This is a genomic window from Mesorhizobium sp. dw_380, from assembly GCF_018588885.1.
In the GTDB taxonomy this organism is placed as follows: Bacteria; Pseudomonadota; Alphaproteobacteria; order Rhizobiales; family Rhizobiaceae; genus Mesorhizobium.
In genome coordinates this window covers 1-14679 of record NZ_JAFFIW010000036.1, presented here as the reverse complement: position 1 = coordinate 14679, position 14679 = coordinate 1, and the positions used below count along the sequence as shown (strand labels likewise).

Below are 14679 nucleotides of genomic sequence, written 5' to 3'. Positions count from 1 at the left end.
TACATACAGGCGATCGTAGGATGAAACAGGAGACCGGAGTCACGCCACTCCCTGCGCAGCGTTCTTCATCAGGCGCCAGGGCTGCCCTTGCTGGCTTCGACTATCAGTTGGACGTCTCCATCCTCGCTGCACTCGATTTGCTTCTCATTCGGAAGTCGGCATCCCAAATCATCCTTGAACCCGAGAATGACGAGGATATCGAAGCCGTTCTAGACTCAGAACGTACAGATACTACTGAAACTCATAGCCGGATGCCCGGCTACTCCCTGATCGTTCAGGTAAAACGGAGGACCGGCGAGCCTTGGAGCGTCGCTGATTTTCAGGCGCTGCTTAAACATGGCAAGGCGCGCAAACCGGCGCGGGAACAACTGGAGAACCCACTCAATCGCTACCTCCTCGTCACAACGGCCGCAGTCCGCGGCCCTCTTCTCAATTTGCGGGTCGAAGACATCGAGGAGTGGCCGGAGCAGGGACGTATGTCTCAGGACCTTCGGCAGAATCTTCCAAACGGGGCGGACGGCCGCGTCGCCATCTGGGCAGGCGCTACGGACTATGTGATTGGACAAAAGATCCAGACACTACTGGGCTTCCTCCATGTTCCTCACGATCGATTGCCAGAATGTCGGGCAAGGCTCAGGCAAGAAGCCGGTAGGCGCATGCGCGGCCTTGGCCCATGCGCGTGGTCACGCGATGACATTGAGGTACTCATCCGCTCTTGTGGAGGATTTCTAGCAAGCTCTGCCCGGCTGGAGCACTATGTGCGCCCGGCAAATTGGGGCGAGTTGTACGCTAAGCTCCAGTCGGCCAACGCGCTCCTGATCAAGGGACCTTCGGGTGCGGGAAAGACGCTGGCCGCGCTCGCACTCTGCGAGGAGGCACGCAAGGATCAACCGCACCTTGCCATTGTGTCCCTGTCTGACAATCCCGCGCAGTTGAGACCGCAGCAGAGTGGTCCAACGCTGTTCTATGTCGATGATCCATGGGGTCAATCCAGGCTCAAACATGGACATGAGCCTTGGACTGTCCAACTGCCGCGCATTTTCCGAGAGGCTCGGCCAGACTGCCGCTATATCGTCACCAGTCGAACCGATATGCTTGCATTGGGCAAGGCTGAAGACGAGCTGGAGCATTGGTCTGTCACACTCGACGCGGCTAGCTACGAGGACGGACAACTCGCGAAAATTTACGACCGACGGATTGATTTTTTGCCCGCTCAACTTCAGGCAAAAGGCTTGTCCTTTCGCTCGCATGTTCTGAAGAACCTCACGACCCCGCTTGAGATTGATCGCTTCTTCGGCGAACTTTCCAAGGGGCCAGAACCGGACGAGAATGATGGCGCGCTCCTGCATCGGGCGATCGCCCTCGCACATCGGGAAGCCATTCAAGGGGTCGTGGTGCAGGACTTGGTCCAGGACACGATCGGTTGGGCTGCTGTGCTATGGGCATTGTTGCGGGCGCGATCAAAGGTCGATCACTCCACGTTGACAATTCTGCAGCGCAAGATGCGCCAGCAGGACGAACGATACAGTGCAGGTCTGACACCGCTGGCCAACTTCCTGGTAGCCGCACGCCATCTCCGGCAACCTCAAGACAGTATTAGTTTTTCCCATCCGTCTGTGCGCGACGGATTCGAGGCGTTCCTGCAAAACGATCCAGCGCGTTCCGCGGCAACCATTGAGGCTCTTATCGACGGCTTAACCCGCATCCAAGGCGATCGGAAAGACTGGGCCATTGAAACCGCTGCGCAGGTTGCCAGGTTGGGACTGGAAGAATTCTCTGGTCATTTCGAATGTCCACCATCTGCCCAAGCTATCCTGGACCAGTGGTTGACTGCAGGTCTTCTCGACCAGGCATCGCAGTTTTCGGAGTTGCTATCGCTCGCCTCAACCGTGGCCAGCGCGGACTGCCAACCTGGCAACCTAGCGCGTTGGTTTACGACAGGTTTTCAAGTCGGGGGGCAGGTGTTTAATGACGAATGGGCTTCGCCATCCTTTGACGAGAAATGGAAAGCCGCTGTCCGCGATAATCCGTACAGCCATGCCATATGCGCCCGGTTCGTACGAACGGTTCTGGCACAGACAAATGACAATTATGGTGCGGACTTTGCGACCCGAATTTCTGAACTTGGCGGAAACCTGACGGACGCCTTTCTCGATGCTGCGATGCAAGTGGCAAGCGGAGGCTACTATCACAATGCTTCGACAATCGCGGCGGCCTCCTTAGTCGACCTTCCCCGATATGAAAAAGTGCTTGCAGCGGCTTTTGCAACTCTAAGGGTCGGGCCCGAACAGCGAGCCGAACTCGATGCCCTTTCGGAAAGGATTCAAAACGGCGAGCTCGATGCAGCGGCCGAAGATTGGTACTCTGATCCGGGAGATGGTCATCTTGGTCCCGAAGAGATGGTCACGGCCTATGTCGATACGATCCGTGCCGATGGCCATTGGGAAGCGCTTTCCGATCACGCTCTGCTAAAGGATCTGCTTCCCTATTGGTGTGATGCGATCCACGTTTCGCCTGGTTCGGCCTCGCTAGATGAAGTCGAAGCAGTGGTCCAACGCGGGACTCACCTTGGCTGGGAAGCTCGAGCTTGGCGCCTGGCGGCAACGCGATGGGACAATGGTTTCTTACGGCAACTCACCGAGCGAATCCTTGCCCAAGACGACGATGCTGAGGTGCGAAGCGCCCTTGGCTTTTGCCTTGCAAATGCCGCATCCGAATCGATTTCGGAGATCCTGTCGATTCCAAGTTTGACGACGCAACAGCGCGTCGTCATCACTTTCGACCTTTGGAGCGTTGCGAAAGATAGTACCATCGCCGATCACGTGAAGGCGCAACTGCCTTTCGCCGAGCGGGAAATTTTCGGATTGCTGAAGAGAGAGGGCGAACTATGGGAACCCGCGACTGGTGCGGCGCTGACGCTTTTGTCCGATACTATCCCGTCAGCCTCGCCGACCCTGCTCAACCAAATTGCGCGTATAGAGTTAGCAAGCGGCGAACCACCCGATATCGCGCTCAAGAGAGCCCTTGAGCTATCAATTACGCCGGTTGACGCCGTTGATGCTGTTTCGCTGGCAGTCCATGCTGAGAAGTGGGACCTCGTCCGATTTGCCCTGGACCAGCGTGTTGCTGATGCGCGCCAACTCGCCCTAGAGACACTCGGTGCGCGTGAGTCAACGCCTTTCGGCCCGTCTCTTCTCGCGTTAGTCGATGACAAGGGAAGCCGCGTCAGGCGTGCCTTGGTAGGGCTTCTCTCAGAACGCCAACATCCCAGACATTACGATGTTCTCCTCAAGATTTGTCGCGACGGCTGGTCCAACACGGAACCATTTCATGATGAACCGCCATCTTATCCGATCGCAAGAGAGGCAATCGATGCGATCGGAAGTTACGATCAGCTCGACGATGATACTTGCACCCAACTGATCGATATCGGCTCAACGAGCACCGACCGTCTTTTGAGAGTCCGAGCGTTTACAGTCGTTTCAAACAAAGGGACTGCTGGGGCGCGGCGAGCACTTTGGGCAGTTTCGGAGTCACGTCCGTTTGACTGGCGGAATGTGGACGCCATTGATGCCTTGGCTGGTTCCCCCTTTGTTGAGCCAGATATCGTTTCGTCCGTCGGGCTAGCCGACCTTCTACGCCAACCAGCCCCTATCGCAGCGTCAAAGTCCGTGCTGGTTGCTGCACACGCAGATATTGAGGTAGCGGGCGCGACGTTCGATAAGATCTCGCATTCCGATAGCAGCTTGCCACTCTTGTTACTGGGTTGCGTGTTGCTTGCCCGTCGTGACCGTTTCCTAGCCAACCGATTGCTCGACCTCCTGCCAGAAGGCCATGTTGCGAGGGGTATTCTCGATATCTCACATCAAAATTTGCTTCCGTCTGGTTGCATCGACGATCTCGGCCAGATCCTGGTTCGTCAAGAAGTCCTTCATTGGCTTGGCCGCGGTATCACTACCGAAAACCGAAAAACGCGCCGAAGCTCGGTGGCGCGGCGGCGTTTCGCAGCCTGGTGGGAAGTGGGGAGCGGCGCTGTCGTCTAACGACTGTTCACCCCGAGGCAAACTTCTAAGTGAATCCACGCTGCCGAACGACATGAAGGTAGTGCGCAGATTCGAACCGTCAGATCGTGCGACGACTTGGCCCTGACAGGGCGAAGACGCCGGCGTCACGCCAGTTGATGGTGGACGGGGAGCTTCCCGCGTCCTTCACCAGGCCGGGCGGCCTGGGGGTGGAACTTGACGGCTTCCCCATTTTGACCTATTTACAGAATTCTGTAATTTTAAAATTTGGAACTATCGCTATGACACAGCTCGAATACGACAACATTTTCGATGCTATCACGGACGATCCGATGGAAGCTGCGGATTTGACGTTGCGGTCGGATCTTGTCAACACGCTCGTCGCTATCTTCAAGGAGCGCGGATGGAAGAACTCCCATATCGGCGCAGCGCTTAACATCCCCCAGTCACGAGTTAGCGAACTTGTCCGTGGTAAGGTCGCCGTGCTCTCGGTCCAGAAGCTTTTTGGATATCTGGCAGTACTCGGGTATCGCTTCAGGCCGGCGCTGGACGGTAGCCATCATGTGGTCTGCCGCGTCGAAGAAAGACAAAGAGAGGCCGCGTAACGGCCTCTCTTTGCTCTCGTCTCCTATTTCTTGGTAGACGTTTTGTCTTTCGCCGCCTTGGCTTCGGCTTGGATTATATCCCGAACCTGGGCCATCATCTCCTTATAGCGGGAAAGTGCGGTATCCATTTCCTTTCGATCAGCCTTTTCGCTGGTCTTCGTAAAGGAATGGAGGATGTAAACCGTGTCGAGGTGCTTTGCGCAGTAGAGGGCTCGGTACGCCGGCGAGCCGTTTTCTCGTAGTTCGATAACGCCCTTCCATTCACCCTTGAGAACCTTGAAGTCGTCGAGTGGGTCGTCGCCCTCTTGAACTCTCCGGATTTCGCCTGAAAAATTGATTCTAATATCTTTTGGAAGGTCCATGAAAGCGCGCCTGGCGCCTTCGTTTACAAACTTAAATTTCTTGGACATCTAATTTCGGGTTCCTCATTGCTTGTATCTCTCTCTTTCTCCCACTCACCGGTGGGGCTGGGTCACAGCCTGTCGCAAAACGCAAACAGAACTACGAGCAATAATATATATTATTGCTCGCCAAGAGTCAATATAACAATAGAGGGATTTCCTATCATTCGACCATACACACGACGAAAAAAGGTGTCAAGCAAAATTTTAAAAATAATTCGGGTCACCGAAAATCCGCTTAAAGCTTGTTTGCAGACTCCGGTGACCGTCGGCTTCGGCATGTCCGCATAATATTGCAATCTTGTGTAAGTATCGAAGACGACAAGCGGGAGCATACAGACTCTTGGGGCGCCAAAATCGGGCCTTGATACACTGGCAGCGGATCGCGGGGTAGCCGTGTCGTTCAGCGGGCCGCGCCAGTCGAAAAATAGCGCCAAGATTTCACCGGCCAGTGTGAGGACGCGCGTCGACATCGACGCATCTCCTGGCAGCCTCGTCGGCGTATACCCTCCCAGAGCGCAGGTCCGGTCTGCCGCCTTCAGAATTCGTGGTGCTCATCCTGACCCATAGCAAGCAGCTGACCGGACCGTGGTCCTATTTCTGGTTCAAAAACAATCTCCGCCTATTATTCGGCGCTATAGTCTTGAAATATTCCGTGGAAAATATTGATCCGGCGAAACGAGTGCATTTTCAATAACTTTATTTCGTGAAAATTGGCTGCAAGGTCGAATCGTTTCAGACAGCCTGTTTCTGGGGGCCTACATCACCGAAGATGGCAGGCCTTGGCGGAACTCAAGTTGGCCGGGGCGGAAACGGGGGTTTGAAAAAGTGAAAATTCCTCTTTCCACTTTTTCATTCGTCGTCAGATCAAAGAGTACCAGATGACTGGATTGCCAAGGGAGAGCCCGGTGAAGCCACTGGCGGGATCGAACAAACAAGGCGAGCGCTACGTCCGGCCGGACGCGGTGGCCGCCGAGATAGAGGCGGTCCTTGAATGGCCGCTGCCAAAGGCGTTTGCGCTGGCTGCGGCGGGCAAGCTGCGGCCTCAGACGCTTGTCTACCTGATGCGAAACTGCATGCCGAACCGACCTACTGCGCAATATGATGCCCTGATCGTTGCGTTCTTCTCAAGGCTGCAGCGGGCCGGCGCTCCAATGACAAGGGATATGTCGAACCTGGACAGGGAGCGCGTGGACGATCTGGTCAAGGACAAGGCTTTGAAGTTGATAGAAACCGACCGCCTCGACATCTTCGAGATGAGTTTCAAGCTCGGTGCGGAGCGGCTTTATCTGACTGCAAAGGCCGCCGTTCGGCTTCGCACGAATACCGAGGTCTCGCGCGAGGATCTGATCGAACCGGGCTCCGACCTGACCGGCGAGGAGGCTGCGGATTCGCTGAGCCTGGCCAAAGGTGGGTCGATGTCTTTGGCGGAAGCCAAGGCTATGTTGAACCAGATCTACGAGTTGCTCACCGAAAAGGAGCGCCTGGCCATATTCTACGTTCATCAGGCTGGCCTGACCGAGAAGGAAGCAGGCGAGCAGATGGGCTGCACGGACCGCAATGTCCGATACTTGATCAAGAGCGCGAGCCGGAAGGCCCGGGCGAGCGAGGAGAGCGCGCCACGCCAAAGGCGCGGGAAAGAGTGAGGCCATGAACAGCAACCCAATCCCTATGGATCAGCTTGACGACATACTGGCCGGCGTGCACCTCGAGCTCGAGGACGGCGCCACCGCTGACCGCATCAATCAGATCGCAAACGAGAACCCGCAACTGCGCGCCGAGATTTTGGCCTTTGCCGCCGAATGGTTCGCTTCGGATGGAAGCGATTTGTCGGACGACATCCTTACCGTTCAGCAGACAGTTTCGGAGCATACAATATTGTTGGAGCGGTTTTGGCAGCTGACGATGCCTGCTGCCATCGACCCGTTCGAGAAACTGTCAACTGATGACCTACTAGCATTGGCTGAACGATGCCGCGTCGATCTGATTATCCTGCGTCAGCTTGTCAGGGGCCGCATTGACGAGACCACCATTCCGGGAAAGTTGATTGCCTGGCTCGCAGACGCCACCGGCGCGAGTATGGCGGACGTCTGGTCACATCTGGCATCGGGTCAGATCAACGCCGCGGCCGATTATTTCGCGCCTTCCGGCAGGCGCACGGGTGCGAAGGTAAGCTTCGCCGAAGCGATCCTACGTTCGGACCTCAGTCCAGATGACAAACAGTTTTGGCTCGCGCACCTGGAAGCTTGATTGGACCAGTTTGCAGCAATTCGCGCACTTGCTCGGGCGCTCAGGAAAGACGCCTCACTGTCGGATTCTCTGACAGCAATGGAAGTTGCTCGCGGGGCGGCAAAACACCTCGGGCTCACCATCCGACCACATGAACCGGACTACCATGAGCTGGACGGTGCGCATGGCGCGCTCGATCGTCAGTTCAAATTCATATTCGTGCGCAATGACCTGGCCGATGACGAGCTGGCCGAGGTGATTGCCCATGAGATTGGTCACTTCAAAGTCCATGATGGTGTTGAGAAGGGCTATTATCCCCGCTCAGAAGCGAATGGCGGGGATCCCAGCCAGCGCATTGAGACCTATGGCATCAAGGAGCGCCGAGAGGCCCAGGCCAACAGTTTTGGACGAGAGCTGATTTTGCCGCGACCGCTCGCCAAACGACTATTTCTGCAAGGAATGAATGCAAGCCGCATCTCTGAAGACCTCAAGGTGCGCTATGACACTACGCTGCAGCAGCTTGCCGACGGCCTGCTCCTGCCTGACGTACAGCCCACTGCCGAGACGGTCAGTCCCGCAAACGACAATTGCAATGAATCGCAGGCCCGTGCGGTCGATCATCGCGGGTCGCCGTTCCTACTTGGGGCCGGACCTGGAACCGGGAAGACCAAGACCCTCACCGCGAGGATCGTCTCTCTGATCGCGGACAAGGTCCCACCCGAGAATATCCTGGCTCTTACGTTCTCAAACAGGGCAGCACTGGAACTGGCGGAACGCGTCCAGCGCGTGGCAGGCTCAAGCGCCGTCAATGTCTGGACCGGAACATTTCATGCTTTCGGATTGGACACGATCCGCAAGCACCACGCGCTTTTCGGTGTCTCGAACGATCCAAAGATCGTCGACGCTAGTGAAGGCGTGGCAATGCTTGAGGAGGTCCTGCCAGCGCTTGATCTGAAGCACTACCTCAATCTCTTCGAGCCAGCGCTGGTGCTTCGCGACATATTGCGAGCGATCGCGCGCGCCAAGGACGAATTGTGGACCTGGAAAGACTACGCTCGGGCTGCCGAACAGATGCGCGAGAGGGCACAGACGGGTGACGAGATGGTGGCTGCCGAGAAGGCGCGCGAAGTAGCGCTGGTCTACGAGCACTATCAAAACCAGCTCATCAAGGAGCGGGCGGTCGACTACGGCGATCTGATCATGCGACCGACACTGTTGATGCGCTCGGACCAGGATTTTCGGGAGGGAATGCGCAAGCGCTTCACCCACGTCCATATAGACGAATACCAGGACGTGAACCGCGCCAGCGCGATGCTTGTCAAGGAAATCGTTGCAGAAGGCAGCAATCTGTGGGTCGTAGGCGACGCCCGTCAGTCCATCTACCGGTTCCGTGGCGCATCCGCGGCAAACATAGCCAGGTTTGAAGCTGACTACTCCGTGGGAGCAAGGGACGGCCTGGAAGAGAACTACCGCTCAAGCGAAGAGATCGTCGAGGCCTACACGGCCTTTGGCGCCACCATGAAAGTCAGCGCCTTCGCAGGCACCAGCACGCTGCATGCCGCAATCGGTTCGATCGGTGAGAGCCCATCCATTTTTCCATGCGCCGACACCCAGGCCGAGATGGACGTCCTTGCCGGGTCAATCCGCGAGCTCGAGGCAAGAGGCGTTTCGCTTCGCTCCCAGACCGTACTTGCCAGAAGCAACGGCTTGCTTGCCACTGTTGCGGAGGAGCTCGAGGCACGGGGAATACCCGTTCTTTATCTCGGGCCGCTTTTTGAGCGCGCAGAGGTTCGCGATCTGCTTTCCCTGCTTTCGATCATTTCCGACAGCGCGGGCACCGGCCTGGTGCGTATCGCTGGCCTTCCCGAATATCGCATCCCGCTGGAGGACGTGCTGAAGGTCATTGGAGCCGCACGCACTACCGAGCAGCGGGTTCTCGATCTTCTCAGAAAAATAGAGAGCTTGAAGGAAATTTCACCGGCCGGGCTTGCCGGACTGATGATGTTGGCCCGCCACCTGCAAGGGACCACCCAAGGCACGACACCCTGGCTAGCGCTTAGCCGGTTTCTTTTTGACACAAGCGACTATGTAAGGGCGGTTCTGTCGGGTCAGTCGCCGTCCGATGACCTGCGTCGGGTCGCTGTGCGCCAACTCCTCGATGCGCTGCGCGCCATGCCCCTCCACGGTAAGGGAACACCGATCCGCCGCGCCCTTGATCGCATCCGCCACATGATCATGCTTGCCGACGAGCGCGACCTCAGACAGCTTCCGCCTGAACTGAGCGGGCTGGACGGGGTGCGCCTTATGACCGTTCACGCATCCAAGGGCCTGGAGTTCGAGGCCGTCCACCTGCCGGGGCTTTACGCTGGAGCGGTTCCCGCACCAAACCGACCGCCGGCCTGCCCCGCGCCGGTCGGAATGCTAGGCCCCGAGGAGGAGGACGCTCACGAGGCGGAGGAGGAATGCGTCCTCTTTGTTGCCATGTCGAGGGCAAAGAGGCACCTCAGACTCTATCGGCCGACCATGCGAAACGGCCGGAAGGCCAATCCATCAAAATTTCTCGAGCGGGTTCCCGTCGGCCCGGGTCATTCTTCCGCCGGTGTGATCCGCAAATTGCCCCCGCCGAGCCACCACCCTATTCGTCTTCCGGCTGCCCCTGATGAGCTGACAGCAGATGATGTGGAGCGCTACGCCCAATGTCCGCGCCGCTTCTTCTACGCGCGCGTCCTGGGCTTGTCACAGCGATCCAAGGCGGGCGCATATCTTGCCGCGCATGGCTGCGTGCAAAAGGTGATCGCCTTCGTTCGCCAACTTGGCGAAGGCGTCGAATATGATCGCGCCGAAGCCGCTGCGATTTTTGACCAGGCGTGGCGTGAAAGCGAGCTCGAAGAGCACATGTTTGGCGCTGCATATCGCAAGCTGACCATGTCGATGCTTGATCGGTTGCACGCATCGGCGGCTGGAGCGGCCGCCACCAATGGCCGCCTCTCCACGGCCATTGGTGGCGAGATCGTCGGCTTGGAGGTGGACCGCGTCGTTCGCGACGGCGACAACCACGTTGTCAAGACAATCCGTTCGGGGCGGCAATCGACCGGTGATGCGGATCGGCTGTCAGCGACCCTTCTTCTCAAAGCCGTCGAAGAGACGCTCGGCCCACAGACGCGTGTCGAGAACCATTACCTGCTCCTGGGCTCCGTCCTTGAGATAGGCCAGACAAAGGCGAAGTTCGACAAGCGTCTGGACGACTGCGAGGCGGCGATCGCAGATATTCGGGACGGGCTCTACGAGCCAAGGAAGGACGATTTCCGCTGCCCGCGCTGTCCTTACCTCTTCATTTGCGCCGCGCCGAACGCCGAAGACTGACCGGGACCTTTCCTCGCCAGCACCGTTTGGCGGCCGAAGCACCGGCGGCGAAATCAATCCTCTAAAAATCTTGGCAGCGGCCTTTCCGCTTTCACTGAACTCAGCCGATCCAATTTCAAGGGCGGCCTGTTGCCGTGCCGGAACAGAGGAAACTGATAGATGAAGACTGTAATCTTTTTCGCGGCCGGAGCCGAGCCTCCCGATCGCCTCGAACTGGAAGGGGCTGCCGTCGTCGGGGATCTCCTAGCCTTGGTGAAGGAGCGCGGTATCGATGTCGCCGAGCTCCTGATTTTCAAAGAGGACGACGACGAGCCCCTGGAGCACCACCATCCGCTCCATGGCCATGACCACCCGGTGTTCCATGCCCACCGCTGCCGCAAGGTCGACGTTACGGTCCACTACAAGATGGAAGCCTTCAAGCACAAGTTCGCGCCGTCGGCGACTATCGCCAAGGTGACGCGCTGGGCCGTGGAAAAGGCTGGTCTTGGCAAGGAGGAGGCCGAGGAGCACGTCCTCCAGATCCATGGTAGCCGCGTCCAGCCGCCGCAGAATGCACATCTGGGCAGCTTCACCGGCGAAACCTGCGCCGTTATGTTCGACCTGGTCCGCAAGAAGTTGGTGCAGGGCTGATGGCGGCCTTGGCGACAGCGGAGGAAAGGGCGTTCCGGGAACACCTGGAGCGCCCTGATTTCCAGCTCGGCACGATCAAACAACAATGGCGCTTGCTGCGCGTAGCGTGGCCGACTGCCGACTTCGCGATAAGAGCGCGCGACGGCACCGAGTGGGGGTTCCGTTTTCTTCTGGACGGCTATCCAGCGCAACTGCCGAACGCCAGGCCTTGCGACATGGAGACCGGCGTGCCGCTTGCCGCAGAATATTGGCCGAAGGGCTCGGGCCGGGTGGCGGCGGCGTTCAATCCAAACTGGAACGCTGCGGCCCTTTATATGCCGTGTGACCGAATGGCGTTGCCCGGGCACGAGCAATGGATCGTGGAGCATCCCGAACTGCTCTGGAAGCCCGCCCGCGGAATTGTTCATTATGTGGAGATCATTCATGACCTTTTGGCTTCGTTCGGTTATTTCGCGCCTATTCGGCCAGCCGCCTGATCTCTCGATCCCGGTCGACCTGTGGCTCGAACTTCTTCACGGACTGCGAGCGCGTGGCGGCAACCACCGGGAAAGCGGCGCTTTCCTTCTGGGACCGAATACTGCGCACCGCAGGATCACCTCTATCGTATTCTACGACGAGATCGATCCTCACGCGTTCGATACCGGCATCATCGAGATCGACGGCGGCTCGATGGCGGATTTGTGGAACATCTGCCGTGAACGTGGCGAGGTTGTCGCGGCCGACGTTCACACCCACCCCGGCAGTGCCGGGCAAAGCGAATCTGATCGGCTGCACCCAATGATCGCCGAGCCGGGTCACATCGCGATGATCCTGCCTCGCTTTGCCGCCGAGCCGATCAGGTTCGATGAGATCGGGCTCTATCGCTACCTGGGCCGTTTTCGCTGGACCGCACTCAAACGGTCGCTTCTGCGGCCCACACTGCGCATTGAAGGAACAATCCATGGCTGAAGATATCATTGACACCCTGAACAGGTCCGCCAAGCTGTTCATGGACCGCGGCACGGCCGCTACCGCGGAGGAAGCCGAGCAGCGGTTGCATTCTTTCCGGATGCATCTTTTCATCGGCGAGAGCGCAGCCTTGAGTCCGACCCACCAGGCGGCGCTGCTCACCGCCCTCAATTGCGCTCGCCGCACCTTCCTAGGCGGCGTTACGGTGTCGGGCGTCCTGGACGCGCCTTTGACGTTGCCGGTCGTTGCCGGTACGACCCTGGCTGACGCGGTAGGACACCTTCAGGGTACCGTCGTCGAGGACATCCCGCAAGGCGTTCCGCTTGTCAGCATCGGAACTCCGCCGGCGATCGATCACGCGGGTTTTGCTATCAGAACGACATTCGAAGGCTGGCGAGCCGGCCTGGTGCCGTTCGACGCCCCCGCCCTTCCCGACTCTGCCGAGTTTGCTCCCGCTGGCGTGCTTGCCGGAGCGCTGGCCGTGTCGGAAGTCTTCGCCCATTTCGATGGCGAGCCGATGGCAGGCTACAGATCGATCGGAATGTCGCTATGGGATCTCAAACGGTCCGCCGATTGGAGATCGCCGGCGTCTGATGGGCCTGTCGCGGTACAGTTCCCATCGGATTTCTGGGTGATTGGGCTTGGCCATCTCGGCCAGGCTTTCCTATGGACGATCGGGCTGCTGCCTTTTGCCGATCCGTCAATTGTCCGCATGTTCCTTCAGGACGTCGACCGGGTCGGGCCGTCGACCGAGAGCACATCCGTTCTCACTTTCGCTACAGACACTGGGCGGCTGAAGACCCGCATCTGCGCTGACTGGGCTGAGGCCCGCGGTTTCCAGTCCAGGATGGTCGAGCGGAGGTTCGCTTCCGATCTGCGTGTTGGCCACGACGAACCCCTGCTGGCGCTTTGCGGCGTGGACAACCCCCAGGCGCGAGCTATCCTCGAAGGCGCGGGCTTTGCAACGGTTTTCGAGGCCGGCCTCGGTAGCGGCGTGGAAGATTTCCGCCTGATCAGGACTCATAGTTTCCCAGCGCCAAACAAGGCGCTCGGCATCTGGACCGACGGCCCGGAAGTGGACGAGGCGGGGCCTCAAGGAAATGCGCCCGTTGCCCTAGCTGGGCTCCCGCCTGCTTATAAGGATCTCCATGATCGCGGCGGCCTCGACGAATGCGGCCTGACGCGGTTGGGACAAGTGGCGGTAGGCGCTCCCTTTGTCGGTATGATTGCTGCTGCCGTCCTGATTTCACAAACGATCCGTATGGTCGCCGATGGTGTTCGCCCCACCGTTGCCAATTTGGATCTCAGGGCACTAGAGCATCGCAGCCTCGTGCTGCGCGAAGCTCGTGACATCGTTCTGTTTGGCACCGCCGGATCGGCCTCAACAGGATGTCCGCCCAGTCGAGATACAAGTTCCCCCGCCTTTTCTCAAAACCTTTGAATTTTCGAAGATCAGCCAGGCGATATCTGGCTGTCTCGTCGACCTCCTCGAGCAAGAACGTTGCCGCGCTCCTGGCGATCTCGAAATCCCTGACCGAAATCATCCATTGGCGTACGCGATGTTAGATTTTTTTCGGGGATGCTCATGACGCGCCTCGTTGGAACGATTTTGGAGCTTGGCACGGCGTCAGAGTCTGGTGATCATGGCAAGGGCATTGTTTGCAAACTGAACCCATCGTCTTTCTGCATCTTGATTTGGACTCGGCGGCAGGGTCAAGCGAAGGCCAAAGCTGAGGTTCCGGAGAAGACATGACCGAAGGCCCGTCTCTTAAGAGCGTGCTCGTGCAAGGATCGCTGGCCTAAGCCATCCGGCCAACAAGTAAGTCCCGACAGGGCACCTTTTTTCGCAGCCGGACGAAACTCCGTTCGGAAATGTGCCGGCTCGCGCGGCGTAGGAGCCTGCTCAGGTTCAGATGTCATGAAGGCACCTAACGCCCGATCTGCCGCGCAACTTCGGTCCCATATTCATTGCCGACGGGGTATCTGAGGGCGACGTTTTTTTGCGGGTTTTTCCTGGTCGGCGCTTTGGAGGTGATGCTGGCGCCGATTGTCACAGGCTACTTCACTATCTGTTCCTTGACCGATGAGATCTTTTGCACTGCGGCGCTCCCCGTCTTTGTTGTGGGTCACCTTCTGACCCAAGCCCCAACGTACACACGCGGGAGTGTCCTACAAGCCGTCGGTTTCGACAGATCGGATGGATTGGGCAGGCGAGCCCAAAAGCCGCGAGCTTAGAGTGGTTATAAATCGTAGTTGTAGCTGTGTAACAAACTGTGTAACAAAAAGCGCGAAAAGATTAGTATTTTCAGTATCATATGGGTGAAAAGGAATCCCTCCCTCTCCGCCATCCTGCTCATTGTACGGCCCGGAGACATGGGTAACAGTTTGTACCTAAGACATGGGTGACAACCTCGTGCCGAACGGGTTGTCGATGGTCTGCAAGGTCCTCTGTTCCAGGTCGATATATCCCAGATCATAGTC

General features: G+C 58.1%; 11 protein-coding genes. 9 read left to right on the top strand and 2 right to left on the bottom strand.

Annotated features, from left to right (window positions below):
• Positions 1–20 precede the first annotated feature (20 nt).
• Both JT360_RS26005 and JT360_RS26000 read left to right on the top strand, forming a co-directional pair.
• Positions 21–4043, top strand: a complete 4023-nt coding sequence (locus JT360_RS26005; protein ID WP_024504255.1) for an nSTAND3 domain-containing NTPase — start codon at positions 21–23, stop codon at positions 4041–4043.
• A 260-nt stretch (positions 4044–4303) separates the two neighbouring features.
• Positions 4304–4627, top strand: coding sequence for a helix-turn-helix domain-containing protein (locus JT360_RS26000; protein ID WP_024504254.1), 324 nt, complete (start codon positions 4304–4306; stop codon positions 4625–4627).
• 23 nt (positions 4628–4650) lie between these two features.
• On the opposite strand, the gene JT360_RS25995 is transcribed toward JT360_RS26000, so the two are convergent.
• Positions 4651–5037, bottom strand: coding sequence for a type II toxin-antitoxin system RelE/ParE family toxin (locus JT360_RS25995; protein WP_024504253.1), 387 nt, complete (start codon positions 5035–5037; stop codon positions 4651–4653).
• A 110-nt stretch (positions 5038–5147) separates the two neighbouring features.
• Positions 5148–5501, bottom strand: coding sequence for a hypothetical protein (locus JT360_RS25990; protein WP_127218511.1), 354 nt, complete (start codon positions 5499–5501; stop codon positions 5148–5150).
• A gap of 435 nt (positions 5502–5936) precedes the next feature.
• Between JT360_RS25990 and JT360_RS25985 the strand changes: the two genes are divergently transcribed.
• The 7 genes from JT360_RS25985 to JT360_RS25955 all read left to right on the top strand — a co-directional run bounded on the left by JT360_RS25985 (position 5937) and on the right by JT360_RS25955 (position 13639).
• The gene (locus tag JT360_RS25985; protein ID WP_024504252.1) at positions 5937–6674 is read left to right on the top strand and encodes a sigma-70 RNA polymerase sigma factor region 4 domain-containing protein; all 738 of its coding nucleotides are present in this window, start codon (positions 5937–5939) and stop codon (positions 6672–6674) included.
• 4 nt (positions 6675–6678) lie between these two features.
• On the top strand, positions 6679–7278 hold the full coding sequence (locus JT360_RS25980; protein WP_024504251.1) for a hypothetical protein: 600 nt from the start codon (positions 6679–6681) through the stop codon (positions 7276–7278).
• Positions 7279–10620, top strand: coding sequence for a UvrD-helicase domain-containing protein (locus JT360_RS25975; protein ID WP_127218509.1), 3342 nt, complete (start codon positions 7279–7281; stop codon positions 10618–10620).
• 159 nt (positions 10621–10779) lie between these two features.
• On the top strand, positions 10780–11250 hold the full coding sequence (locus JT360_RS25970) for a hypothetical protein (protein WP_024504249.1): 471 nt from the start codon (positions 10780–10782) through the stop codon (positions 11248–11250).
• On the top strand, positions 11250–11726 hold the full coding sequence (locus tag JT360_RS25965) for a DUF7665 family protein (RefSeq protein WP_024504248.1): 477 nt from the start codon (positions 11250–11252) through the stop codon (positions 11724–11726). The genes JT360_RS25970 and JT360_RS25965 overlap by 1 nt, the downstream gene beginning before the upstream one ends.
• On the top strand, positions 11674–12198 hold the full coding sequence (locus tag JT360_RS25960; protein ID WP_024504247.1) for an MPN domain-containing protein: 525 nt from the start codon (positions 11674–11676) through the stop codon (positions 12196–12198). The genes JT360_RS25965 and JT360_RS25960 overlap by 53 nt, the downstream gene beginning before the upstream one ends.
• A complete protein-coding gene (locus JT360_RS25955; protein WP_024504246.1) occupies positions 12191–13639 on the top strand; it encodes a BilD N-terminal domain-containing protein in 1449 nt (482 codons plus the stop codon). Before JT360_RS25960 ends, JT360_RS25955 begins: the two co-directional genes overlap by 8 nt.
• The last annotated feature ends 1040 nt before the right edge of the window (positions 13640–14679 follow it).